The organism is Mesorhizobium sp. FG116, assembly GCF_057809835.1.
The window spans coordinates 47,187-71,359 of sequence record NZ_JBMDKS010000014.1 but is presented as its reverse complement, the minus strand read 5'-3'; the positions used below and the strand labels follow the sequence as shown (position 1 = coordinate 71,359).

Annotated in this window: 21 protein-coding genes; 14 read left to right on the top strand and 7 right to left on the bottom strand. The window is 59.6% G+C overall.

Annotated features, from left to right (window positions below; genetic code table 11):
• Positions 1-7 precede the first annotated feature (7 nt).
• The 4 genes from ACODTY_RS12970 to ACODTY_RS12955 are packed head-to-tail and all read left to right on the top strand — an operon-like array spanning position 8 to position 4,725.
• The gene (locus ACODTY_RS12970) at positions 8-1,585 is read left to right on the top strand and encodes an ABC transporter ATP-binding protein (protein ID WP_488994665.1); all 1,578 of its coding nucleotides are present in this window, start codon (positions 8-10) and stop codon (positions 1,583-1,585) included.
• The gene (locus tag ACODTY_RS12965; protein WP_488994664.1) at positions 1,582-2,694 is read left to right on the top strand and encodes an ABC transporter permease; all 1,113 of its coding nucleotides are present in this window, start codon (positions 1,582-1,584) and stop codon (positions 2,692-2,694) included. Before ACODTY_RS12970 ends, ACODTY_RS12965 begins: the two co-directional genes overlap by 4 nt.
• The gene (locus ACODTY_RS12960; protein ID WP_488994663.1) at positions 2,694-3,614 is read left to right on the top strand and encodes an ABC transporter permease; all 921 of its coding nucleotides are present in this window, start codon (positions 2,694-2,696) and stop codon (positions 3,612-3,614) included. The genes ACODTY_RS12965 and ACODTY_RS12960 overlap by 1 nt, the downstream gene beginning before the upstream one ends.
• A gap of 43 nt (positions 3,615-3,657) precedes the next feature.
• Positions 3,658-4,725, top strand: coding sequence for a BMP family ABC transporter substrate-binding protein (locus ACODTY_RS12955; protein ID WP_488994706.1), 1,068 nt, complete (start codon positions 3,658-3,660; stop codon positions 4,723-4,725).
• 75 nt (positions 4,726-4,800) lie between these two features.
• On the opposite strand, the gene rimO is transcribed toward ACODTY_RS12955, so the two are convergent.
• The 4 genes from rimO to ACODTY_RS12935 all read right to left on the bottom strand — a co-directional run bounded on the left by rimO (position 4,801) and on the right by ACODTY_RS12935 (position 9,151).
• On the bottom strand, positions 4,801-6,114 hold the full coding sequence (gene rimO / locus ACODTY_RS12950) for a 30S ribosomal protein S12 methylthiotransferase RimO (RefSeq protein ID WP_488994662.1): 1,314 nt from the start codon (positions 6,112-6,114) through the stop codon (positions 4,801-4,803).
• Between the two features lie 78 nt (positions 6,115-6,192).
• Positions 6,193-6,852: a TerC family protein gene (locus ACODTY_RS12945; protein ID WP_488994661.1), complete on the bottom strand. Its 660-nt coding sequence runs from the start codon at positions 6,850-6,852 to the stop codon at positions 6,193-6,195.
• Between the two features lie 269 nt (positions 6,853-7,121).
• Positions 7,122-7,577 (bottom strand): SRPBCC family protein, encoded by a 456-nt coding sequence (locus ACODTY_RS12940; RefSeq protein WP_488994660.1) that lies wholly within the window; start codon positions 7,575-7,577, stop codon positions 7,122-7,124.
• A 113-nt stretch (positions 7,578-7,690) separates the two neighbouring features.
• The gene (locus ACODTY_RS12935; protein WP_488994659.1) at positions 7,691-9,151 is read right to left on the bottom strand and encodes an aldehyde dehydrogenase family protein; all 1,461 of its coding nucleotides are present in this window, start codon (positions 9,149-9,151) and stop codon (positions 7,691-7,693) included.
• Between ACODTY_RS12935 and ACODTY_RS12930 the strand changes: the two genes are divergently transcribed.
• From ACODTY_RS12930 to ACODTY_RS12905, 6 genes are all read left to right on the top strand, one after another.
• Positions 9,135-10,094 carry an SDR family oxidoreductase gene (locus tag ACODTY_RS12930; protein ID WP_488994658.1) on the top strand — a complete coding sequence of 320 codons (960 nt, stop codon included), beginning with the start codon at positions 9,135-9,137 and terminating at the stop codon, positions 10,092-10,094. The genes ACODTY_RS12935 and ACODTY_RS12930 overlap by 17 nt on opposite strands.
• Positions 10,084-11,739, top strand: a complete 1,656-nt coding sequence (locus ACODTY_RS12925) for a thiamine pyrophosphate-binding protein (RefSeq protein ID WP_488994657.1) — start codon at positions 10,084-10,086, stop codon at positions 11,737-11,739. The genes ACODTY_RS12930 and ACODTY_RS12925 overlap by 11 nt, the downstream gene beginning before the upstream one ends.
• 43 nt (positions 11,740-11,782) lie before the next feature.
• Positions 11,783-12,115, top strand: a complete 333-nt coding sequence (locus tag ACODTY_RS12920; protein ID WP_488994656.1) for a cupin domain-containing protein — start codon at positions 11,783-11,785, stop codon at positions 12,113-12,115.
• An 86-nt stretch (positions 12,116-12,201) separates the two neighbouring features.
• The gene (locus ACODTY_RS12915; protein WP_488994655.1) at positions 12,202-12,888 is read left to right on the top strand and encodes a GntR family transcriptional regulator; all 687 of its coding nucleotides are present in this window, start codon (positions 12,202-12,204) and stop codon (positions 12,886-12,888) included.
• Positions 12,889-13,007: 119 nt separating this feature from the next.
• Positions 13,008-14,213 carry a diaminopropionate ammonia-lyase gene (locus ACODTY_RS12910; RefSeq protein WP_488994654.1) on the top strand — a complete coding sequence of 402 codons (1,206 nt, stop codon included), beginning with the start codon at positions 13,008-13,010 and terminating at the stop codon, positions 14,211-14,213.
• A gap of 12 nt (positions 14,214-14,225) precedes the next feature.
• The gene (locus tag ACODTY_RS12905) at positions 14,226-15,701 is read left to right on the top strand and encodes a pyridoxal-phosphate dependent enzyme (RefSeq protein WP_488994653.1); all 1,476 of its coding nucleotides are present in this window, start codon (positions 14,226-14,228) and stop codon (positions 15,699-15,701) included.
• Between the two features lie 69 nt (positions 15,702-15,770).
• On the opposite strand, the gene ACODTY_RS12900 is transcribed toward ACODTY_RS12905, so the two are convergent.
• Genes ACODTY_RS12900 through ACODTY_RS12890 form a run of 3 tightly spaced genes read right to left on the bottom strand, consistent with a single transcriptional unit; the run spans position 15,771 to position 19,472 of the window.
• Complete coding sequence (locus ACODTY_RS12900) at positions 15,771-18,113, bottom strand: xanthine dehydrogenase family protein molybdopterin-binding subunit (RefSeq protein ID WP_488994652.1); 2,343 nt, start codon at positions 18,111-18,113, stop codon at positions 15,771-15,773.
• A 1-nt stretch (position 18,114) separates the two neighbouring features.
• Positions 18,115-18,606: a (2Fe-2S)-binding protein gene (locus ACODTY_RS12895; protein WP_488994651.1), complete on the bottom strand. Its 492-nt coding sequence runs from the start codon at positions 18,604-18,606 to the stop codon at positions 18,115-18,117.
• Positions 18,603-19,472 carry an FAD binding domain-containing protein gene (locus tag ACODTY_RS12890; RefSeq protein WP_488994650.1) on the bottom strand — a complete coding sequence of 290 codons (870 nt, stop codon included), beginning with the start codon at positions 19,470-19,472 and terminating at the stop codon, positions 18,603-18,605. Before ACODTY_RS12890 ends, ACODTY_RS12895 begins: the two co-directional genes overlap by 4 nt.
• A gap of 239 nt (positions 19,473-19,711) precedes the next feature.
• Here ACODTY_RS12890 and dctP point away from each other — a divergent pair, with 239 nt between their 5' ends.
• The 4 genes from dctP to ACODTY_RS12870 all read left to right on the top strand — a co-directional run bounded on the left by dctP (position 19,712) and on the right by ACODTY_RS12870 (position 24,124).
• Positions 19,712-20,722 (top strand): TRAP transporter substrate-binding protein DctP, encoded by a 1,011-nt coding sequence (gene dctP / locus ACODTY_RS12885; protein WP_488994649.1) that lies wholly within the window; start codon positions 19,712-19,714, stop codon positions 20,720-20,722.
• 234 nt (positions 20,723-20,956) lie between these two features.
• Entirely contained in the window at positions 20,957-21,472 is a 516-nt protein-coding gene (locus ACODTY_RS12880; RefSeq protein WP_488994648.1) for a TRAP transporter small permease, read from the top strand.
• A 5-nt stretch (positions 21,473-21,477) separates the two neighbouring features.
• Positions 21,478-22,791, top strand: coding sequence for a TRAP transporter large permease (locus ACODTY_RS12875; RefSeq protein WP_488994647.1), 1,314 nt, complete (start codon positions 21,478-21,480; stop codon positions 22,789-22,791).
• Positions 22,792-22,855: 64 nt separating this feature from the next.
• Entirely contained in the window at positions 22,856-24,124 is a 1,269-nt protein-coding gene (locus tag ACODTY_RS12870; RefSeq protein WP_488994646.1) for an ArgE/DapE family deacylase, read from the top strand.
• Positions 24,125-24,173 lie beyond the last annotated feature (49 nt).

Here is a 24,173-nt window from a genome sequence, read left to right as displayed (position 1 = left end):
ACACCAGATGGGAGGCACTGTGAGTGTACAAGAGAACGCTGTGAACCTGTTGGAGGTTCGCGGCCTTACCAAGATATTCGGCTCCCTCAAGGCCTGCGATCATATCGACTTGGCAATCGCCAAAGGCGAAATCCATGCTTTGTTGGGGGAAAACGGCGCGGGAAAATCCACGCTGGTCAAGATGCTGTTCGGCTCGCTCGAGCCGAATGCGGGCGATATTTTCTGGAATGGCCAAAAGGTAGGCATTCCAAACCCCGGAGCCGCCAAGAAGCTTGGCATCGGCATGGTGTTCCAGCACTTTTCACTGTTTGAAGCGCTGACGGCGGCTGAAAACATTGCGCTGTCGCTCGATGACGGCGCGCCGATCGGCACGATCGCGGCTAAGGCGAGGGCGCTTTCCTATAGTTACGGCCTGCCGCTCGATCCAGAATCACTGGTGGGCGACCTCTCCGTTGGCGAACGCCAGCGCATCGAAATCATCCGCTGCCTGTTGCAGACGCCGCAACTCATCATTCTCGATGAGCCGACTTCCGTGCTGACGCCGCAGGAAGCGGATAAGCTGTTCGAGACGCTGGAAAGGCTGCGTTCGGAAGGCAAGTCGATCCTCTACATTTCGCATCGCCTCGAAGAGGTGAAGCGCATGTGCGACCGCGCCACGGTGCTGCGGCACGGCAAGGTGGTTGGCCATTGCAATCCACGCGAGGAAACCGCTGCATCGTTGGCGCGAATGATGGTGGGCAACGAGGTCCATGCGGTCGTGCGCCAGCCGGTCGAAGGTATTGAGAAAGCCCAGTCGCTGCTGGAGGTTGTCAATCTGAACCGCCAGCCGGCAACACCGTTTTCCATTCCGTTGAAGAACATCAACCTGTCGGTGCGCGCCGGCGAGGTCATCGGCATCGCCGGGGTGGCCGGAAACGGCCAAGGCGAATTCTTCGAAGCGGTGTCTGGTGAAGTGTTGCAGCAGGAAGCCGGTTCGGTCCGCATTCGCGGCAAGAACGCCGGCGGACTGAGCATAACGGGCAGACGGCTTCTCGGAGCCGCATTCGTACCGGAAGAGCGACTTGGTCACGGCGCGGCTCCGCGCATGAAACTGTCTGAAAACCTGCTTTTGTCGCGCCATGCAACCGATGGAAAAATGTTCGTCGGAGCGGGAGGAACTGTCAACAGCAGCAGCATCTACAGCGCCGCTCAGCGGATTATCGAGGTGATGGACGTTCGCAAGAGCGCTCCTGACCCGGAAGCCGCTGCACTATCCGGCGGCAATCTGCAGAAATTCATCGTTGGGCGCGAACTCGACCGCAAACCTTCGGTCATGGTTGTCAACCAGCCGACCTGGGGCGTTGATGCCGGCGCTGCCGCGCATATCCGACAGGCGCTGATCGAACTGGCGCGCAGCGGGTCGGCCGTCCTGGTGATCAGCCAGGATCTTGATGAATTGTTCGAGATTTCCGACTCGATTGCCGTCATGCACCACGGTGAATTGTCGAAACCAATGCCCATTGCCGAAGCCACCTTCGAAAAGGTGGGCTTGCTGATGGGTGGCGCCGAGACTGGCCATGCCGAACATGCAGCGGAGGTCGCGTGATGCGCCTTGAACTGGTAAAACGCCCGCAGCGCTCAATGCTGTTTTCGATGCTGTCGCCGTTCATCGCCTTTGGGCTGACGATCATCGCCGGTGCGATCATGTTCGCTTTTCTCGGCGTCAATCCGGCAACGGCACTCTTCACCTACTTCATTTCGCCCATTACCGAGGTGTGGCAGATCCACGAGCTTGCGATCAAGGCAGCGCCGCTGATCCTTATCGCGGTCGGGCTTTCCGTCTGCTACCGGGCCAATATCTGGAATATCGGCGCGGAAGGGCAGTTCGTTGTCGGCGCAATTGCCGGCTCGATCATTCCGGTCCTCTATCCGGAGATGCAGGGGCCGTTCGTGCTGCCGATGATGCTCCTGATGGGAATGGTGGGCGGCGCGCTCTACGCTGGTATCCCCGCATTCCTGAAGGCGCGTTTCGGCACCAATGAAATCCTGACCAGCCTGATGCTGGTTTATGTCGCCCAACTGTTCCTTGACTGGATGGTTCGCGGCCCTTGGCGCGACCCAAAGGGCTTCAATTTTCCGCAAACGGTGCAATTCAACAGCTCAGCGGTCCTGCCTGAACTGATGCCGATGTCGGGCCGAGCCAATCTGGGTTTTGTGTTTGCACTCGTCGCCGCCGTACTGGTCTGGTTCATGATGAGCCGGATGCTGAAGGGCTTCGAAGTTCGCGTGCTTGGTTCCAGCCCGCGGGCGGGGCGCTTTGCAGGTTTCAGCCTGAACCGCATGGTGTTCTTCGCGTTCATGCTTTCGGGCGCCCTGGCCGGATTGGCTGGAATTTCCGAAGTTTCGGGCGCGATTGGCCAGCTTCAGCCGAGCATATCGCCCGGCTACGGCTTCACCGCCATCATCGTTGCCTTCCTTGGCCGCCTGAACCCGCTTGGCATCGTGGCTGCAGGCTTGGTGCTGGGCCTGACCTATCTCGGCGGCGAGGCGGCTCAAAGTGTGCTGGGCATTTCCGACAAGGTTGCCCGGGTGTTCCAGGGCATGCTGCTGTTCTTCGTGCTCGGATGCGACACACTGATCCACTACCGCATCCGTCTGGTCGGTCTTGGCGCGCCAAAACCGCAAGTCGCCGCAAAGCTTGAGGAGGCACGCTGATGGATATCACCGTCAACATACTGATGACGATTGCCACCGCCGCGACTCCGCTTTTGATCGCTGCAATCGGTGAACTGGTGGTCGAGCGCTCCGGCGTTCTCAACCTTGGCGTCGAAGGCATGATGGTGATGGGAACCATCGGCGGTTTCGGTGCAGCCTATCTCACTGGAAATCCCTGGATCGGCCTGTTCGCAGGCATTGCGCTTGGTGCGTTGTTCTCGCTGCTGTTTGCGGTGATGACGCTCTCGCTTGCCACGAATCAGGTGGCGACCGGCCTTTCGTTGACGATCCTGGGCCTTGGCCTGTCCGGCATGATGGGCACGAACTTCGTCGGTCTTCCCGGCGAGCGCCTGCCCAACCTCTATATTCCAGTCCTCACCGACATACCGGTGATCGGCAGGTTGCTGTTCGGCCAGGACCCGATCTTCTACATGTCAATCGTTCTGGTAATCGCCGTTGCCTGGTTCCTGTTCAGGACCAGGACCGGACTTACGCTGCGCTCGATTGGCGACAGCCACACCTCTGCCCACGCGCTTGGCATCCAGGTTATCCGCTATCGCTATCTGGCGGTCGTCTTCGGTGGTGCCTGTGCCGGTCTCGCCGGCGCTCACCTGTCGCTGGTCTATACGCCTCAGTGGGTCGAGAACATGACTGCCGGTCGCGGCTGGATCGCGCTTGCGCTCGTCGTGTTCGCTTCGTGGCGTCCGCTCAGGGTGCTGGCGGGTGCCTACATCTTCGGCGCGGTGTGGATCGGCCAGCTTCATGCACAGGCTTTTGGCATTCCTGTGCCTTCGCAGTTTCTTTCTTCGCTGCCCTATCTGGCAACCATCGTGGTTCTTGTTCTAATCTCGCGTAACAAGCGCCTGACCATGATGAATACGCCTGCTTCCCTTGGGCAGCCATTCGTGCCAGATCGCTAATAACAAGCAGAAGCCTAGTGGCTAAACACAGAGAGGTAACATGATGAAAAAACTGCTTATTGCGCTTGCGGCTACGGCTGCGACGCTTTCCTTCGCTGCGACGGCGCAAGCGCAGGAAAAACTGAAGGCCTGCTGGGTCTATGTCGGCCCTATCGGCGACTTCGGTTACTCCTACCAGCATGACCAGGGACGTCTCGCAGTCGAGAAGCAATTTGGCGACAAGGTCGAGACGGCCTATCTCGAGAACGTCGCCGAAGGCCCGGACGCAGAGCGCGCCTTCGAGCGCCTTGCCCGTCAAGGCTGCAAGATCATCTTCGGAACCTCGTTCGGCTTCATGGACGCCGAGGTCAAGGTCGCTGCGAAGTTCCCGGACATCAAGTTCGAGCACGCCACCGGCTACAAGATGGGTGACAATCTGGGCATCTACAACGCGCGCTTCTATGAAGGCCGCTACGTCATCGGCCAGATTGCAGCCAAGCAGTCGAAGGCAGGCGTCGCCGGCTACATCGTGTCGTTCCCGATCCCGGAAGTGGTGATGGGCATCAACGCCTTCATGCTGGGCGCGCAGTCGGTCAATCCTGACTTCAAGGTCAAGATCGTCTGGGTCAACTCCTGGTTCGATCCCGGCAAGGAAGCCGACGCTGCCAAGGCCCTGTTCGACCAGGGTGCCGACATCATCGTGCAGCACACCGACTCCACGGCACCGCTTCAGGTCGCCCAGGAGCGCGGATTGCACGGCTTCGGCCAAGCTTCCGACATGATCACCTTTGCGCCTAAGTCGCAGTACACCGCGATCGTCGACGATTGGGGTCCGTACTATGTCGAGCGTATCGGCGAGGTGCTTGCCGGCACCTGGAAGCCTGAGGATCGCTGGGAAGGCATCAAGGAAGGCGCGGTGCACATGGCTCCGTACACCAACCTGCCGGATGACGTCGCGGCTGCCGCGAAGGAAACCGAAGCCAAGATCGCTGGTGGCTGGAACCCCTTCACCGGACCTGTTGCCAAGCAGGACGGCAGCGAGTGGTTGAAGGACGGCGAAGTTGCCGACGACAAGACGCTGCTCGGCATGAACTTCTACATCAAGGGCGTGGACGACAAGCTGCCGCAGTAAGGCACGCGTTCAACCGTAATAGTGAAAAGGGCGCCGCGAGGCGCCCTTTTTGCATTCATGGAATTGTCTAAAGGGTCAGACGGCCGTGCCGTAAAGATCGTAAGCGTCGCTGCGCTCGATCTTCACCGTGACGATGTCACCGGTGCGCAGCGGGCGGCGTGACTGGACGTGCACTGACCCGTCGATTTCCGGAGCGTCGTATTTGGTGCGACCCTTGCCTGCGTTGCCATGCGCTTCATCGATGATGACGGGCAGGCGCTTGCCGACTTTCTTTGCCAGCTGAGACGCGGAAATCTTCTGCTGCCGCTGCATGAAGCGATGCCAGCGTGCTTCCTTGATTTCCTGTGGCACTTGCTCGAGGCCGAGTTTGTTGGAGCGCGCGCCTCCGACAGGTTCATACTTGAAGCAGCCGGCGCGATCGATCTTCGCCTCGTCCAGCCAGTCCAGCAGCATCTCGAAATCTTCCTCCGTTTCGCCGGGGAAGCCGACAATGAAGGTGGAGCGGATCGCGAGGTCCGGGCAAACTTCACGCCACGAACGGATGCGGTCCAGCGTCTTTTCACCATGGGCGGGCCGGCGCATGTTCTTCAACACCTGCGGTGAGGCATGCTGGAACGGGATATCGAGGTAGGGCAGGATCTTGCCGTCCGCCATCAGCGGGATGACATCGGCGACGTGCGGGTAGGGGTAGACGTAGTGCATGCGCACCCATACGCCTAGCTTGCCCAGTTCCTCGGAGAGGTCGAGGAACTTTGCGCGAACTTCGCGGTCCTGCCAGACGCTTGTCTGATACTTGATGTCGACGCCGTAGGCGCTTGTGTCTTGTGAGATGACGAGGATTTCCTTCACGCCTGCGTTGGCAAGCTTCTCGGCTTCGCGCAGCACGTCGGCGGCCGGGCGCGATACGAGATCACCGCGCAAGGCGGGAATGATGCAGAAGGTGCAGCGGTTGTTGCAGCCTTCGGAAATCTTCAGATAGGCGTAGTGGCGCGGCGTCAGCTTGACGCCCTGCGGCGGCAGCAGATCGACATAGGGATCATGCGCTGGTGGAGCGGCTTCATGCACCGCGGCCATGACGCTTTCGTAAGCCTGTGGTCCCGTGATTGCCAAGACGTTGGGATGCTTTTCGCGGATCAGGTCGGGTGTCGCCCCCATGCAGCCGGTCACGATGACCTTGCCGTTTTCCTTGAGCGCCGTGCCGATCGCGCCGAGCGACTCTTCGCGTGCCGAATCGAGGAAGCCGCAGGTGTTGACCACGACGAGGTCGGCTCCGTCATGCTTGCGTGCGATCTCGTAGCCTTCGGCGCGCAGGCGGGTGATGATGCGCTCGGAATCCACGAGTGCCTTTGGGCATCCGAGGCTGACGAAGCTCACGCGGGGGTTGGACATGCAAATTTTCCGGAAAAGTGATTGCGGCGGGCCTGTTATCACAGTTCCCGCCGCATGGATATGGTTTGCCTTGGTTGTCTAGGCGAGGGCAACGCTGAGGTGCGGCCAGACCTCGACCGTGCCGCGGTAGATCATGTCGAGCGCGACGTAGAGGATGATGAGCAGGCCGACATAGGCGATCCAGCGATAGCGGTGCAGCAACTTGGCGATGAAAGAAGCAGCCAGACCCATAAGCGCGATCGACAGGACAAGACCGATGATAAGCACGGTGAGGTGATCGCGCGCAGCACCGGCAACGGCCAGCACGTTGTCCAGGGACATGGAAACGTCGGCAATGACAATCTGTGTTGCCGCCTGGGCAAGGGTCTTGCGCTTCGCCTTGCCGGCCACCGCCCTGTCGCCATCGAGGTCGGCATCTGACAAGGCCTCGGTCGCCTCATGCTCATCTTCGTGCGACGTACGCAGTTCGCGCCACATCTTCCAGCACACCCAAAGCAGCAGGATGCCGCCAACGAGCAGAAGGCCGAGTATCGCGAGGAGCTGGACGGTGATGATGGCAAAGCCGATGCGCAGGACAGTCGCGGCGATGACGCCGATCAGGATTGCTTTCTTCCGCTGCTCGGCGGGCAGACCTGCGGCAGCGAGCCCGATGACGATTGCGTTGTCTCCCGCCAGCACAAGATCGATCGCGATTACTTGCAGGAGCGCGGTGAACCCTGCCGCTGTGAAGATTTCCATTGCTTGAAAGCCAATCCGAGGTGGTGAGATGTGATATGACGGCCTAACGCGCGATATATAAGCGCGTCAAGGGTTAGTGGTATCGCGCATCGGTGCCCAAAGTTGGTGCCCCTTGCGGGGTGCCTTGGAAACCAAGGCCTTCGCCAAGGTCCATCGCACCTTTTGCTATGTGACCTTTTTTGATTCGGCTTGGCTCTACAGCCTGCGGATGCGGCAAACCTTCTCGGATGGCTTCAATTCCGCACGCTGTTTGGTCTTCCCGCTGGCTGTCAGGCCTGCTCGGAGATGGTCTTGTTGAAGTTGGAAAAGAATTCGCCTGCGAGCTTTTTCGAGGTCGAGACGATGAGGCGGCTGCCGAGCTGTGCAATCTTGCCACCCACGTCGGCGCGCGCCTGATACTTCAACAGCGTTTCATCCGGGCTGATCGCGGTCAGGGCGACATCGGCGCCTCCCTTGGCAAAGCCTGCGATGCCGCCTTTGCCTTCGCCCTGGATGGTGTAGGAATTGGGCGGCTGGATGTTGCTGAGGGTCACTTCACCGGCGAACTTAGCTTTGATCGGACCAACGGCGAGCACGACGGTCGCCTTCATGTTGTTATCCGAAGTCTTGACCAGATCGGTGCAACCCGGGATCGAGGATTGCAGGATTTCCGGTTCGTTCAGCGCAGCCCAAACCTTTTCGATCGGGGCCTTGATATGCTCTTCGCCTTCGATGACCAGTGACATGTTTGCTCCTCCTAGGGCATTTTCGGGATGGGTCGGCGCGAACGCACTGGCATGGCCAAGACGGCATGTGGGCGTTCGCACTGAACGGGTATTGTCAGTCGCTACCGTTCGTTTCAGGCCGGCAAGGGATGATGGATGGCGATGTTCTTGATCTGCTGGTAGGCGGCCAGAGCCTCCAGACCCTTTTCGCGGCCATAGCCGGACAGCTTGTAGCCGCCGAACGGGAATTCGACGTCAAGTCCCACTCCGAAGGAGTTGATCCAGACCTGGCCGACCTGCAACCTCGATCCGACGCCCAGCGCCTTGTCGATGTTGGATGTGTGGATACCTGCAACGAGGCCGAACGGAGAGTCGTTGGCGCCATCGATGGCTTCTGAAGCGGTGTCGAAGGGTATCACGGTCAGGATTGGACCGAAGATTTCCTCGCGCGCGATCTGCGTACTGTTGTTGGCGCCGACGACCAGGCCGGGACGCACGAAAGCGCCGTTTGCGAGGGCGGCCGCCGTGGGCACTTCGGCGCCAAGCAAAAGTTCGCCATCCTTGCGCGCGATGTCATAGTAGCGCTCGACATCCGACTTGTGAGACCGGCTGATAAGGGGTCCCATGTCGGGGTCCTCGACGCCCGCGCCAAGCTTCATCGATTTGATGCGGGCGTGCAGCTTCTCCACGACCTTGTCGTGAATGGAACGCTCTACAAACAGGCGCGTGCCGGCATTGCAGACCTGACCGCAGTGCGTGAGGAACCCGCCTGCAATGATCGGCAATGACCTGTCGAGATCAGCATCTGCAAACAGGATCTGGGGCGACTTGCCGCCGAGTTCCATGTTGCAGGGGATGGCATGGGAAGCGGCTGCCACCAGCACGCGTTCACCGGTCGGCACCGAACCCGTGAACGTAATCTGGTCGACGCCCTTGTGGCGAGCGAGCAGATCGCCTGCCACGGAGCCACGACCGTTGACCAGGTTCACCAGACCGTCCGGCAATCCTGCTTCCTGGCAAATTTTGACGAACTCATAGGCCGTCACCGGCGTGTCGGCAGACGGCTTGATGATAATTGCACAGCCGGCAGCAAGGGCAGGGGCTACGCCACGGGCAATGAGCTGGAACGGATAGTTCCACGGGATGATGTGCAAGCTTACGCCGATACCTTCCTTGACGGTCCAGTCTGACCAGTCCGGGCCAAGCGGAATCGAATTTCCATGCAGCTTATCTGCGGCGCCGCCGTAGAATTCGAAGAAGCGGGCGGAGCAATCGACTTCCCAATAGGAGTCGCGCAGCGGCTTGCCGCTGTCCATGCTCTCCTTGCGCGCGATCTCGTCGCGCTTCTGGAGCATCAATTCACCGATGCGATGAAGAATGCGCCCGCGTTCGAAGGGACGCATACGCCGCCAAGGTCCGTTGTCGAACGCCTCGCGGGCAGCGGCGACAGCCATCTCTACCTCAGCTTCTCCGGCGCGGGCGAACGTGGCGACCACTTCCCCGGTCGCGGGGTCCACTGACTGGCCGACGCCGTCCGAGCCTTCACTCAGGATTTTCTTGCCAACCACGATAGGAATAATGACGCGTTCGTTCACGATGGATCTCCCTGAGAAGTGGGTGCTTCAAGCTTGCTTTGTAATGAACATCAAACAATTTTGTATGCAACAGAAAAAAGATTGTCTACATAAATTGACAACATGCTCACACGTTGGTAGCCAAAACCAAGGAAAAATTGGGAGCGCTTTCTGGATGGAACTCGGACTAAAAGGTCGGCGTGCACTGGTAACGGCGGCGTCGCGTGGCCTGGGGAGAGCGTCTGCGCTCTCGCTTGCCGCAGAGGGCGCTCGGGTGGCGGTTGCCGGACGTGGCGTCGCTGCGATGCAGGAACTTGTTTCCGAGTTGAGGGAGGCAGGTGCTGCCGATGTTCTCGCCGTCCGAATGGACTTGACGGACCGCGCGACACTCAAGCCGGCAGTTGACGAGGTGGTCGCGAAGTTTGGCGGCCTCGATATTTTTGTCGGAAACACCGGTGGGCCGACAGCTGGACCGTTTCTCAGCGTTCCACGCGAGGGTTGGGAGCAGGCGCTGAACGAAAGCCTGCTGCCGTTGGTCGACCTGTCTCATGCCGTGCTGCCGCATATGCGGGCCGGTGGCTGGGGCCGGATCATCTTCGTGACCACCGTCGGCGTAAAGGTGGTTCAGCCCAACATGGTCCTGTCGGATTCTGTGCGCCTTGCGGTTGTCGGCCTTGCCAAGTCGTTGTCCATCGAGTTCGCCCACGAGGGCATCATGGTCAACTGTCTCTGCCCGGGACCCTTCGCCACCGACCGAATGGAATACCTGGTCAAGTCCAGCATGGAAATTGACGGCCTCGACCGTGCCGCCGCAGAGGCGCTGTGGCTGGCTGAAGTGCCGACCGGCAAGTTCGGAGACCCAAATGATTTCGGCGCGATGGTAGCCATGCTCGCATCCGAGCGTGCCGGTTTCATCACCGGAACAGCCATTGCCCTCGACGGAGGAAAATCTCGTGCATACTGATAACAAGCCTCAGAAGAATGACCGGATGGATGGGGGCGGAGCCATTGTCGCCTGGCTGAAGAATGCCGGCGTCAAGAATGTCTTCTCGGTTTCCGGCGGCCCGATCAACGCTGTCTATCGCGCCTGTGCCAACCAGGGGCTTCCGCTTATTCATGCACGCCACGAGGCGGCGGCCTGCTTCATGGCGGAGGCGCAGTCCCGCGTGACCGGCAAGGCTGGTGCGGCCGTTGTCACGCTCGGTCCGGGCGTCACCAATGCCGTGACGCCGGGCTTGGTGGCGACACTTGCCGGCACTCCGATCATTATCGTGGGCGCAAAGGCCGGGACCAAGTCCGATGACCGCGGCGCTGGCATGGCCTACGACGTGTTGCCCATCATGAAGAATGTGACCAAATGGGCGGCGCGCTGTACCGACCCCGACCGGTTGCAGGAATATCTCGACATGGCTTGGCGCAATATGTGGGCAGGCCGTCCCGGCCCGGTATTTCTTGAGGTTCCATCGGATATCCTGTCGACGCCTCTTGCATCCGAGGCGATCGGCACGTGCCCGCCGCTGCCCGGTACGCCAGGCGTTTCCGCCAGCGATGCCGACGCCGCGATAAAGCTGCTTGGTCGCTCGAAGAAGCCGCTGTTGATCTTGGGCGACGAACTGTTCTGGCATCGCTCCGAGCGTCTTGTCGAGACGATCGAGAAGCACAACCTTGCCTTTGCAACGATGCGGCTGGCTCGAGGCATCGTGACTGAACGGCACCCCAATTGGGTGGGCCCGGCCTACATTCCCTGCAACGCGACATTGAAGCAGGCGCTGGCGGACACCGATTGCATCATGCTGCTCGGCCATCATTTCGAGTTTGACCTGGAGTTTGGCGACTCGGTTGGCGCTGGTGCGCGCATCATTCAGGTTTACTCGGATCAGGAACTGCTGCACCGTAACAAGCGGGCCGATGTCGCGGTTACCGCTTCGCCAGCCGCTTTTGTCGAAATACTGGCCGGCCTGCCCGCGCTGAACATCGACAAGGCCTGGAGCACTGGCCTCTCCGAGGCATGGAACAAGGAGCGCGCGGCACAACTTGGCCAGGGCGACGCCGCAGGCATCCATCCCATTGCCGCGGTTGATGCAGTGAGCGAGGCCGCGCCGGACAACACGATCTATGTGACTTCCCACGGCAATATCGACTTCTGGGCCGATGCACGCCTGCGCATTTCCGCTCCGGGTCGCTATCTCAGGGCAGGCCAATCGGGCGCGCTTGGGGCGGAAGTACCGTATGGCGCCGGAGCCAGCTTTGCCGACCCGAAAGCGCCAGTGGTGGTGTTCGTCGGAGATGGGGGCGTCGGCTTCCACATCTCCGAACTCGATACCGCTGAGCGGTACGGGCGAGCCTTCATCATCGTCGTGCTTGACGATGAGATGTGGGGCGCAATTGCCTTGCCGCAGGAACAGATCTTTGGCGAGACCTACGAAATGACCCTGCCGCGCCGGGATTGGACCAAGGTCGCGGAGGGACTAGGCGGACGCGGTTATTTCGCCCGTGATCCCGCCGAGATCAAGAAGGCTCTTGGCGATGCCATAGCCAGCGGCAAGCCGGCGATCATCCAGGTTCCGGTACGCAGCGTCATCAGCCCATACATGGCCTACATTTCCTGAGGCGCTCACTTAAGCCAGCTATTCAAGATATTGAGGAAACGATATGAATATATGGAAGAATGGCAATGCCACCGGCGTTACGCCGCCCAATCATTTCGGCGGCTTGAGCGTGCTCGATATCGTGCCCTTCCAGGGAAGCAACTTCTGCGTACAGGCGTCGAAAGCGCCCGTAGGTGGCGGTGGCGAGCTTCACCATCATGACGACTGGTCGCAGGTCTTTTACGTCGTCGAAGGCCAGATGACCTTCGATACGGGCAAGGAGCGTTTTACCCTGGTGAAGGGCGAGGCTGTACTGTTTGAACCTGGTGATCCGCACTACACGATCAATGAAGGCAAGGACCAGAGCATGTGTCTGGTGATAACTGTAAAGCAGTAGTCTTCTACGACTATATGAACGGCGCTTGCATCAAATCTGGCTAGGATGCATCTAGCATCGGAACACGACAGATCGAGGAGGCGGCATTGAGCGAAGTCATTAACGGCGAGAAAGAGGTCAGGCTTTCGACCGACGGTCTGGTCAGGCTGCTTGAGGACGACATCCTGAACAGCATCCTCAAGCCCGGCGACAGGCTTGACGAGCAATCGCTGGCACGCCGCTTCGACGTTTCCCGCACGCCTGTGCGCGAGGCGCTCCGTCATCTTGCATCGAGCGGACTGATTGAAATCCGGAAAAATCAGGGCGCTACGGTGAAGCGGCTGACGACGGCTGAACTGATCGAGATGTTTCAGGTGATGGCCGAGTATGAGGGCCTGTCGGCGCGGCTCTCGGCGCGACGCATGACCACGACCGAGATTGCCGAAATGCGCAAGTGGAACAAGGAATGCGATGCGTTAGCGAACAAGGAGGACCATGACGGGTTCTATGCCGCCAATAACCAGTTTCACGAGACGATCTTCCGGGGTTCGCGAAATGAGTTCCTGCAGGAGGAAAGCCGCAAGCTGCGCAACCGCCTCAATGCCTATCGCCGTCATATAACGACGCAGCCTAGGAGCATGGCAAGGTCGGTCGTCGAGCATAACCGCATTGCAGATGCAATAAAAGCCGGAGACGAGGACACCGCCCACAACCTGATGCGACAGCATGTCGATCTTGTTGCAGGCAGGGCGGCCGACGTGTTTCTGGCTCTGGAAAGCGAGATCGCAGAATAGCCAACTAGCCAGTCTGGCTGGAGGTCTGGAAGTCCGTGCCCATCGGTGCGGGCAGGGGAAACTATTGTCCGAAGATCCGTCGCGAGACGGAGCGTGCATGAGGATGTGAGGAACTGGAAATGAAGCTTGTCGAAAACCGCTCTTCGAAGCGCAATGCCCCGCTCAGCCGGGAAGAAGCCATGATCGTGGGAACGGGCGCCGCCGCAATCGTGCGGGAGTTTCTGCCGGCCTTCCCGATCTATGCTGAAACCCCGCTCGAAAGCCTGCCTGGCCTTGCGGCAAGCCTCGGCATTGCCGGTATCGACATCAAGGATGAGGGGCAGCGATACGGCCTCTACAGTTTCAAGGCGCTGGGCGGAGCCTACGCTGTCGCCCGCCTGGTGCGAGACCACGCCGCCAAGGTGTTGAACAGGTCGGTCGAACCGGCGGAGCTTCTGACTGACGAGGTAAAGAAGGTCGCGGCGCAACTAACCGTTTGCTGCGCCACCGACGGTAATCATGGCCGTTCGGTCGCCGCCGGCGCTCAGATGTTCGGCTGCAACTGCGTGATCTTCCTGCACAGCGGTGTTTCCGAAGGCCGCGAAAAGGCAATCGCCAGTTTCGGGGCGGAGATCAGGCGGACTGCCGGCAACTACGACCAGTCCGTCGCGGAGGCCAGTGAAACGGCCGATCGCGAAGGCTGGACAACTGTCTCGGATTTCGCGTGGGAAGGTTACACGGAAATCCCCGGCATGGTCATGCAGGGATATTCACTGATGCTGGACGAGATTTCAGCTCAAGCGAAACACGCCTACACGCACATCTTCGTCCAGGGCGGTGTAGGCGGCCTGGCCGCGGCTGTTGCTGGCCATTTCCTTGATCGCGAAGGTGCCGCACGGCCCAAGCTTACCGTGGTGGAGCCGGCGAAAGCCAATTGCCTGCAAGTGAGCGCCGAAGCGGATCGCCGCACATCGATCGAGGCCGGTGATGCGACTGTCATGGCCATGCTTGAATGCTATGAGCCGTCCCTGACGGCCTGGGACATTCTCGAAAAGAGCGCGGACTTCTATCTCGATCTGGAGGATGGTTATGCGGTGGATGCGTTGCAGCGGCTTGCGCGCCCGGTTGGCGGAGACAAGGCACTGCGCATCGGTGAGTCAGGCGTCGCCGGCGTTGCCGGCTTGATAGCTGCCGCCAACGATCAGTCGATACGGCAGAAGCTCGGACTGGATGCCTCCGCGCGGGTCCTTTTGATCGGTACCGAGGGTGCGACCGATCCCGAACTTTACGAAGCCTTGTTGAACAACAAGCCGCTGGCGGCTGCATCCCATACCGTACCTGCCTGAGAGGAGGAACCAATGGGCAACTTGTTTGCCACCGAGGTCGTCGACGCGGAAGTTCATCGGCGCGCTACGACCCGCTTTCGGGAGGCCGGCATCCGCCTGCCGAAGATTGCGGAACTGGCGCGCCCGGAAACGATCGATGCTTCTACGAAGAAGGCGCTGGAAACGGTTGATCCCGACGAAGCGCACCCGCTCAACCTGTTCCGCGTCCATTGGCACAACGGGCCGGACCGGCGTCGGCAGGCCGACATTCCGATGCATCTGGTTCTTCCGGAGGAGTTGACAGGAGTGAAGGCCAAGATCGTCATGGCCCTTGGTGACAGGTTCCCGATGATTGCCGCACACAAGGTTCTGGCGGCTTATGGTTGCCTCGTGCCGCGTTTGGTTACCGGGCAATTCGACCTCGAAAGCCAACGCGCGGTATGGCCATCGACCGGCAATTACTGCCGCGGCGGCGTTGCCATTTCGACCATACTTGGAGCGCGCAGCGTTGCCGTTCTGCCGGAAGGCATGAGCCCGGAACGATTTCGCTGGCTCGAGAAATGGATGGCGGATGCGCGCGACATCGTGCGCACGCCGGGTAGTGAAAGCAATCTTAAGGAAATCTACGACGCTTGCCATGAACTCGCGAAGGACAAGCGCAACGTCATCCTCAATCAGTTCAGCGAGTTCGGCAACTACATCATCCATCGTGCAGTGACTGGGCCGGCACTTGAGCGCGTGTTCGGGGCGGTACAGGTAGGCGGCAAGCTGAAGGCACGCGCTTTCGTGGCTGCGTCGGGTTCATCGAGCACGCTTGCCGCCGGCGATCATCTGAAACAGGCGCTGGGCTGCCAGATCGCGGTGGTGGAAGCTACCGAATGCCCGACCTTGCTGAACAACGGTTTTGGCGAACACAACATCCAAGGGATCGGCGACAAGCACGTGCCGCTCATCCACAACGTGTTCAACACCGACTATGTCATCGGCGTTTCGGAAAGGTCGCCCGACAGCCTGAACCTGTTGTTCAACCTTCCGGCCGGGCGCGACTATCTGCAGGGACGCAAGAAGGTTAAGCCTGAGATGATCGAGGCGTTTTCGCATCTGGGCTTGTCGTCGATTGCCAATATCGTTGCTGCGATCAAGCTGGCCAAATACCTCGATCTAGGGCCGGACGACGCGATCCTGACGGTCGCTACCGATGGTGCCGCGATGTATGAATCGCAATTGTCGAAGGTGCTCGACGCGTCGTTTGGCGGTGCCTTTGATGCATTGTCGGCGGCAGAGGTATTCGGCGAACATCTGGCGGGTGCCGGTACGGACACGCTCCTGGAACTCACGCGCGTGGAACGCGAGCGCATTTTCAACCTCGGCTACTACACCTGGGTCGAACAGCAAGGTGTAACGCTGGAGGATTTCGTCCGGGGGCGTAGTCCCGCTTTCTGGGATGGGTTGATGGATATGGTGCCTATCTGGGATCGACTGATCGAGAACTTCAACGCTACTGCCTGAACAAGCAGCCAAAATAGAAAAGGCCGGCGAGGGGAAACCTTCGCCGGCCTTTTTGTTTGAGGAAACGGACTATGCCGTCTCGCGCAGATGCTGCGATAGCTTCCAAACTGAATTCATGTTCAACGGCGTCGATGTCACCGCAACGCCAAGCGCGTTCGAGACGGCATTTGCGATTGCGGCGGCCGGCCCGATCGCGCCGCCTTCGCCAAGGCCCTTGGCGCCAAGCGGCGTCAACGGCGTCGGGGTTTCGATATGGTGCACCTCGATATTGGGTATCTCCGGTGCGAGCGGCATCAGATAGTCTGCGAAGCTCGTCGTCAAAGGCTGGCACTCGGCGTCGTAGATGAAGTGTTCCAGCATGGCTGAGCCGATGCCCTGAACGACGCCGCCACGTACCTGTCCATCGACGACAAGCGGGTTGAGAATAGTGCCGCAATCCTCGACCACGACGAAACGGCGCAGCTTGATCTTGCCAGTCGGAACATCGATCTCGACCACGGCTGCGTGCACGGCATTGGAGTAGCATCCGTCCGGCGCGCCATCGACGCTGGCATGCGCCTCGAGCCCGGTGCTCATGCCTTCCGGCAACTGCTCGACATTGCGTTGCGCAATGCGAGCCAGTTTTTTGATCTCGACATAGCTGCCGGGGTTGTCGCGTTGTACCGCGCGCCCATCGACCAATTCGATCTGGTCCGGTTTCGTTTGCAGCAGATGGGCTGCGATTGCGCGCAACTTGTCAGCAATCTTGGTCGAGGCCACATGCACCGCGCCGCCGCCCAGCGGACCGCCGCGACTTCCCCAGGTGCCGACGGAGTAGGGTGTCGTCATGGTGTCGCCGTGGCGCACGTAGACATTCTCCGGCCGGATACCCAAGGCGTCGGCCGCGACTTGCGCCATCGTGGTTTCGAGCCCCTGGCCGTGGTTCTGCAAGCCAAGGTCGATCGTCACTTCGCCGTCAGGCGCCATGTCGACGCGAGCTGCGATGTATCCGGTTTCGATCGGTACGCGGCGGCGGGTGAAGTCCGGTGTGCCATGCGCGGTTTGCTCGATGAAGCAGGCGATTCCAACGCCGATGCGTTTGGTCGATGACGTGTGCGAGGCCTCAGCCGCCTTGAACTCCTCGGCCAGAAGCACCTGCATTTCTTCCAAAGCTTGGGCGTAGGAGCCTTCGTCGTAGGTGAAGCCGAGCACGTTCTTGTATGGAAACTGGCGGATTATGTTCTTGAGTCGAAACTCGAACGGATCCAGTCCCAGCTCTTTCGCAATGTCGTCCATCAGCCGCTCCTGCGAAAAAACCGCAGATGGGCGCGCAACGCCACGATATGTTCCAATCGGGCACTTATTGGTCGCAACCGCACGGAAAGTCGCCTCGTAGGCCCGGAAATCATAGGGTCCCGGCAGCACTTTGCCGACCATTCCCGGCTCACCCGCAGAGGTGAAAGGATAGGTTGAATAAGCGCCGTTATCGACAGTGATGTCAGCCTTCAGGCCGAGCAGCCGGCCATCGGCGGACACGTAGGCTTCCAATGTGTGCTCATGGTCGCGTGCGTGAATGGACGCAATCAGATGCTCGCGTCTGTCTTCGATCCACTTCACGGGCCGGCCTGTCTTCATGGCCAGCCAGCCGATCAGGATCTCGTCGCCAAAGACTTGCCCCTTTACGCCGAAGCCACCGCCGACGTCCGGGGCCACCACGCGAATGCGCGACTCCGGCAGCCCAAGTTCTTCTGAGATATATGTGCGCACCAGGTGCGGCATCTGGGTGGACGACCACACCGTCAGCACGCGGTCGGCAGGGTTGTAGTAGGCGACGACGCCGCGCCCTTCCATGGGGACGCCTGCCTGGCGCTGGGTCTTGTATGTGCGCTTGAAGACATGGGCCGCCGCCGCTTTTGCGGCTTCGATATCCCCGCCCTTCATTCCGCGCTGCACGATCACATTGCTGGTCCAGCCATCGAACAGCGGCGGTATCGAAGGATCGCGTGCCTGTTCCATATTGCCGACGACGGGCAGGAGATCGTAGTCGACAAGCAGATGCTCGGCCGCGTCCTCGGCCTTGTAGGCATCCTCGGCCAGAACCACTGCCACCGGTTCTCCGACAAAGCGCACTTTTCCCTCGGCCAGAAGCGGCTGCTCGGAATACTGCATTTCCGGGTAGTCCTGATGTGCCTTCATCGAGAGGCCTGCTGTGTCCTTGCCGGTGAAAACCCATGTCGGGAAACCGAGATCGGCGAGGGCGGAACTGTCGATGTCGAGGATAGTCGCATGCGCGGTTTCAGCCCGCACGAACGTAAGATGCAGCATGTTAGGGAGATCGATGTCGGCAATGTAGTGCGCGGTGCCGGATAGCAACCTGACATCTTCGAAGCGTTGGACACGGGCTCCGATGAATTTTGGGCGTTCCGCGTTCATCTCATGCCGCTCCTGAGTTCAGGCTGTCGGTCACCGCCTTGCGAACCGCCGAAACGATGCCGTGGTATCCTGTGCAACGGCAAATATTGCCGCTCATGGCCTCCCGGATTTCCTCATCGTCGGGGATTCGTTTCTGGATGACCATTTCATCGACGAAAGGTACCAGCGTCATGAGAAAGCCCGGGGTGCAGTAGCCGCATTGCAGCCCATGCTCGCTCCTGAACGCCTTCTGCAACGGATGATCGGCCGTTGTTCCGCCAAGGCTTTCCACCGTCCGGATCGATGAATTGTCGCATTGGACCGCAAATGTAAGGCAGGAGAGGCGTGGCGTTCCATCAAGATGCACTGTGCAACAGCCGCATGCGCCGTGGGCGCAACCGATATGGACACCCGACATCCCGAATTCGTGGCGCAGGACGTCAGCGAGCAAGCGCCTTGGCTCGACGCTCAGCGTCTTTTTCACGCCGTTAACTTCAAGTGTGATCTCGATCATGATCTTTCCAGCGCTCGCGTGCAGGCAATTTCGATGGCGCGTCGCGACAGTTCGGCAATCAGGCTGCGGCGATAGTCCGCCGATGCGATGTGGTCATCGACCGAATCAATAGATGCGGCGAAGCTGGCTCCAGCTTCCGCGGCACCTGGTGACGCCAGTGGCTTACCGACGAGATAGTCTTCGATCTCAGGCGCGCGAATCGGAAACAGATCCGCGCCCGAGCAGACCATCGCGGCCTTGGTGATATCGCCGTTGCCGAACTCCAGCGTGATGCCAACAGAGGCCATGCCGAAATCCCCACTGCGTTCGCTCAGTTCCACAAAGCTGCCGGTATAGGCATCGGGCGGCAGGGGAAACTCGATGGCTACGACCATCTCACCTGGCTCGAGCGCGGTGACATAGGCGCTGAGGAAGAACTCCGTCGCCTTGATCTTGCGTGTCGCCTCCAGCGAGCGAACGACGATATCGGCATCATGCAAGACTGCGACAGCGGGCAGTTCGGCCGTCGGGTCGGCGTGGGAGATGCTGCCCCCGATCGAACCATTGCGGCGGATCGTTGGATGGCCGATGTAATGCACGGCGTCGAGAAAAGCTGGAAAATACTTCGCGATCAGCGGGTTGTCGAAATAGGCGATGTGCCTTGTCAGTGCGCCGATGCGCAGGACCGGGCCATCGATCTCGATCTTGTTGAGCGGCAACCTGTTGATGTCGACCAGGTGGCCAGGCCGCGCCAGCCGAAAGTTCATCATTGGCACCAGACTTTGCCCGCCCGCGATCGGGCGACCGTCGTCTCCAAATTGATGAAGGAGCTCAAGTGCGTGATCGAGCGATGTGGCTCGATGGTACTCGAATGATGCTGGTCTCATCGGTTCCTCTGTTTGAAAGCGAAGATCCGACGGGTATTCGCCATCAATATGAAACTGCGGCAAGGGCCGTCAATGCAAGGCAAACTAGTCGAGCCGTTGTTTGTATGCAATAGAAAAAAAATTGTAGACAAATGTGATCGCCTCGCATTAAATCAAGCTGCCGGATAGAGGATCCCCTTGTGAAAGGCTAGGCAATTGTAACCAGCGCGGCCGCCGCCGCGCCCATGGGAGAGAGATTGATGTTTGCAATGAAAACCTTTGCACGTGGCTGTGCCACGCTTGCCCTGGGTTTGGCCCTGCTGGGCAGCGTATCCGCTCGCGCCGAAGATGCCGTTACGCTCAAGATGGTTGGCGCCTGGGCTCCGGGCTTTTCGCCAACGGCCGAGGTCGGCAAGAACTTCATGGAAAACGTCAATCGCCTCGGCGAAGGCAAGGTTTCCATCACCTACATCGGCGCTGACGATGTGCTGCCGCCGTTCGATCAGCCGGAAGCTCTTGTCAACGGCGTTTTCGATGTCTGGTACGGCGCTCCCAACTATTGGGCCGGTGTTGTGCCGGGTGGCGATATCACCGAACTCTCGCCGCTGACGGTCCCGGATGGCGGACCCGGCTCTGCGCTTTACGACTACATGACCAAGATCTATGCGGCCAAGGGCGTGCGCTACCTCGGTCATGCCGCCGGCGATCCGGGTGAGGGCGCTCACTACATTTCCACGAACTTTCCGGTCAAATCGATCGACGACCTGAAGGGTAAGAAGCTGCGCGTTGCTCCGCTTACGCGCCATTTCGTACAGGCCGTTGGAGCAGAATCCGTTACGCTGCCGCCGTCGGAAATCTTCCTGGCCATGGATCGCGGCACCGTCGAAGGTTTCAGCTGGCCGGTGGCTGACGCTTTCACGCGCTACAATTGGCAGACCGTCACCAAGTACATGATCAACAAGCCGATGTATCGCAGCGGCGGTAGCGTTGCCATGAACCTCGCCAAGTGGGAGAGCCTGTCGCCGGAAGTTCAGGAAATCCTCCTGAAAGCTATCGCTGAAACCCAGCAGTTCGCTCTCGACTGGTTCGACAAGAACCAGAAGGAGCAGGAAGCAATCATGACCAAGGACGGAATGGAAATCCTCAACATTTCCGATGAGGAATCCAAGCGCTGGACCGAGGTCGCCAACGATGCGTTGTGGGCCTACTACGAGTCCGTACTCGGCGCCGACCGCATCGCTGAAGTCAAAGCGTTGTTTGCCGCCAAGTGAGAACGGATGCCAGTCGGAAACTCCGGCTGGCATTTTCGTGTCAGAACAGCCTGATGACGTGGCGACAATTCTGACCAAACGTATCGCTAGGAATTTTTCGATCAGGTCGAACTTGGCCTGATCGTTGCGGTAGCCAAGCTCGGAAGCCAACAGACCCAGGTTTTCAAGAGCAACAAATCGAGCCGGACTTTCCGAATGCCGGGTCCGCCTCACAACCAAACAGTCAGGTTCCCCATGAGCAAGCTTGAACGCTCATTCGATTTCGTCCTCGATTTTTTCGCCGTCGTGGCTGGCGTCTTGCTGGTTGTGATGATGCTGGCAACCGTGCTGAAGGTGGCTTTGAGAGCCTTCTTCAATCACGGAATTCTCGGCATAGATCAGATCAGCGGCACCATGATGGTCTACATCACCTTCCTTGGTGCAGCCTGGGTCCTTAGACGCGACGGCCACGTTTCGGTCGACATAGTCATCGGAAACTTGCGCCCGAATGTTCAGCGCATCGTGATGTTTGTCAGCTCGCTGATCGGAGCTGCCGTTTGCTTCGTAATAACATGGTTTGCGACGCAGGCGGTTCTGCTGTCCCTGCAACGCGGCATTCTGATCGCGGCTGAAATAGAGATCCCGCGGGCCGTAAATCTGTGGGTCATCCCGCTTGGCTGCCTGCTTCTCGGCATTGAATTCCTGAGACGGGCGCTGCGCTTCCTCAGGGGCGAAGCCGTCATTTCCGACACACCTCGACTGGAGGCCTGATCGTCATGCTCTGGTGGCAATTCCTTATTCTTTTCTTTGCTGGCCTTGGCACGCTGATGATCATTGGCTTGCCGGTCGCCATTGCCTTCCTGTTGGTCAACCTGGCTGGCGTGTTCTACCTCTGGGGCGGCGTTTCCGGCTTCAACCAGCTCATTTTGAGCATCGACAGTTCGATTTCGACCTTCGTGCTCGTGCCTGTTCCGATGTTCATCCTGATGGGCGCGATCATGTTCCATTCGGGCATCGCCCAGCGAATGATAGAGGTGCTCGACCAGTGGCTGGGCTTTGTCGCCGGGCGACTATCGGTTCTCGCCATTGGCGCAGGCGCACTGCTTGGAACACTCACCGGCATGGCAATGGGTTCCGTCGCCATGCTGGGTTCGACCTTGACCCCTGAAATGGAGCGGCGCGGCTACGCCAAATCGATGTCGATCGGCCCGATCCTCGCCAGCGGCGGGCTTGCCATCCTCATTCCGCCGAGTACGCTGGCTATCGTACTGGCAAGCCTGGGTGGCTTCTCGGTGGCCAAGATTCTGATCGGCATCATCGTGCCCGGAATCCTGCTTGCAATCCTGTGCATCGGCTACCTGGTCATTCGCGCCACGTTGCGGCCTCACGAAGCACCGAGCTACGAGGCTCCGCATGTTCCTCTTGGACAGCGGCTGCGTGACGCCGCTCTCTATCTCGTGCCGCCGATATGCATCGTGTTCATGATCATCGGCCTCATTTTCTTTGGCACCGCGACGCCGACGGAAGCTGCCGCGATCGGTACGTTCCTCACGTTCGTTCTTGCAATCCTTTACCGCAAGCTGAACTGGCAGGTTCTCCTCCAAGGTGTCGGATCGGCAACCCAGCTTTCGATCATGATCCTGATCATTCTCACGGGGTCGGCAGCGTTCAGCCAATTGCTGAGCTTCTCGGGTACGACCAGCGCGATCACCAATCTTGCCAGCGACCTGCCTGTGCATCCGTTGGTGCTGCTTATCCTGATGCAGCTCATTGTGATGTTCCTCGGAATGTTCATCGAGCAGACGTCCATCGTGTTGGTCACGATCCCGATCTTCCTGCCCATCGTGCATCAGATGGGTTGGGATCCGATCTGGTTCGGCATCATCATGATGGTGAACCTGGAGATGGCGACGATTACCCCGCCCTTTGGATTGTCCCTGTTCGTCATGAAAGGCATCGCGCCGAAAAACACCACCATGGGCGACATATATCGCGCGGCCGTTCCCTTCATCCTGATCAACATTCTGCTTATGGGCATCATGATTGCCGCGCCGGATCTGGTGTTGTGGCTGCCTGACCAGATGAATTGATTTCCAGTCGCGCGGCTGCTTGTGCCGCGCGGCCTTTCCACCATTTGCAACATTGGAGTTGAAGATGACGACGCAGCGCCAGGCCATTCTGGACACCATCGACAAGAACAGGGACAAGGCCGTCCAGTTCCTGCAGAAGATGGTTTCAATCCCGAGCGTCACCGGAGATGAAGCCGCCATCCAGGCATTCGTTGCCGACTACATGAAGGGCATCGGGCTGGACGTGGATATGTGGGACACTGACTGGGAAGAACTGAAGAAGCACCCCGGTTACCGCCCCGTCGATCGTGGATATGAAGGCCGTCCCAACATCGTGGCTACAAGCAAGGGTGTTGGCGGCGGTCGGTCGCTGCTGCTCAACGGGCACACCGACGTCATTCCGGTCGGAAATGGCGAAGGTTGGAGCGACAATCCCTGGTCGGCCAAGATCGAGAACGGCCGTGTCTATGGCCGCGGTTCCTGCGACATGAAGAGCGGCGTGGCCAGCCATATTCTCGCTGTCGAGTATCTCAAGCAGGCGGGCGTCAAGCTGAAGGGCGACGTTTTCATCAATGTCGTGATTGACGAAGAGGTTTCCGGTCACGGTACGCTCGACACCGTCATTCGTGGCTACAAGGCGGACGCCGGCATTTCGGGCGAGACCAGTGACCTGCACGTGCAGCCTGCCTGTATCGGCCGCATCTGGTTCCAGATCGACGTTCAGGGCAAGCCGGCCGGCATCCAGCAGCGGTACCTTGGCATCAGCGCCATCGAGCTTGGCAACAAGATCGTCAAGGCCGTGCAGGAACTGGAAGACCATCGCGTTGCAACCGTGAAGCATCCGCTTTACCCGAGCGCGCTGGACTCCTTGCCATGCATCATCGGCAGCTTCCAGGCCGGCAACTATCCAAGCGCGTTCCCGGCAAGTGCTGTTCTCAAGGGCAGCATCGGCACGGTTCCCGGCGAGGACCACGAAGGCGTCAAGCAAAGCCTGGTGAAGAAGATCGCCGAAACCGCCGCCAAGGACCCATGGATGAAGGATCATCCGCCGGTGGTGCGCTTTGTCGGCTACGATGCGGAAGCCTCGGAGATACCGCGCGATCACGGCATTGTGGACACCGTGAGCCGCGCCTACACCGAGATCACCGGCAAGCAGCCAACCATCAGCGGCCGGCAGGGCGCGGCCGACACCCGGTTCCTTAACAGCTACGGCAACACGCCGACCGTCATCTTTGGCCCCGGCTCTACGGCGGTCATGCATGCCAATGACGAGTATGTCTCGATCGACGACTACGTCACTTCGATCAAGGTAATGGCGCTGTCGATCTACGATTGGTGCGGAGCACAGAACTAGAGCGCCGCAGTTTCTGCCTACCTATAGACAGCAAAAAGGGCCGGTAGCT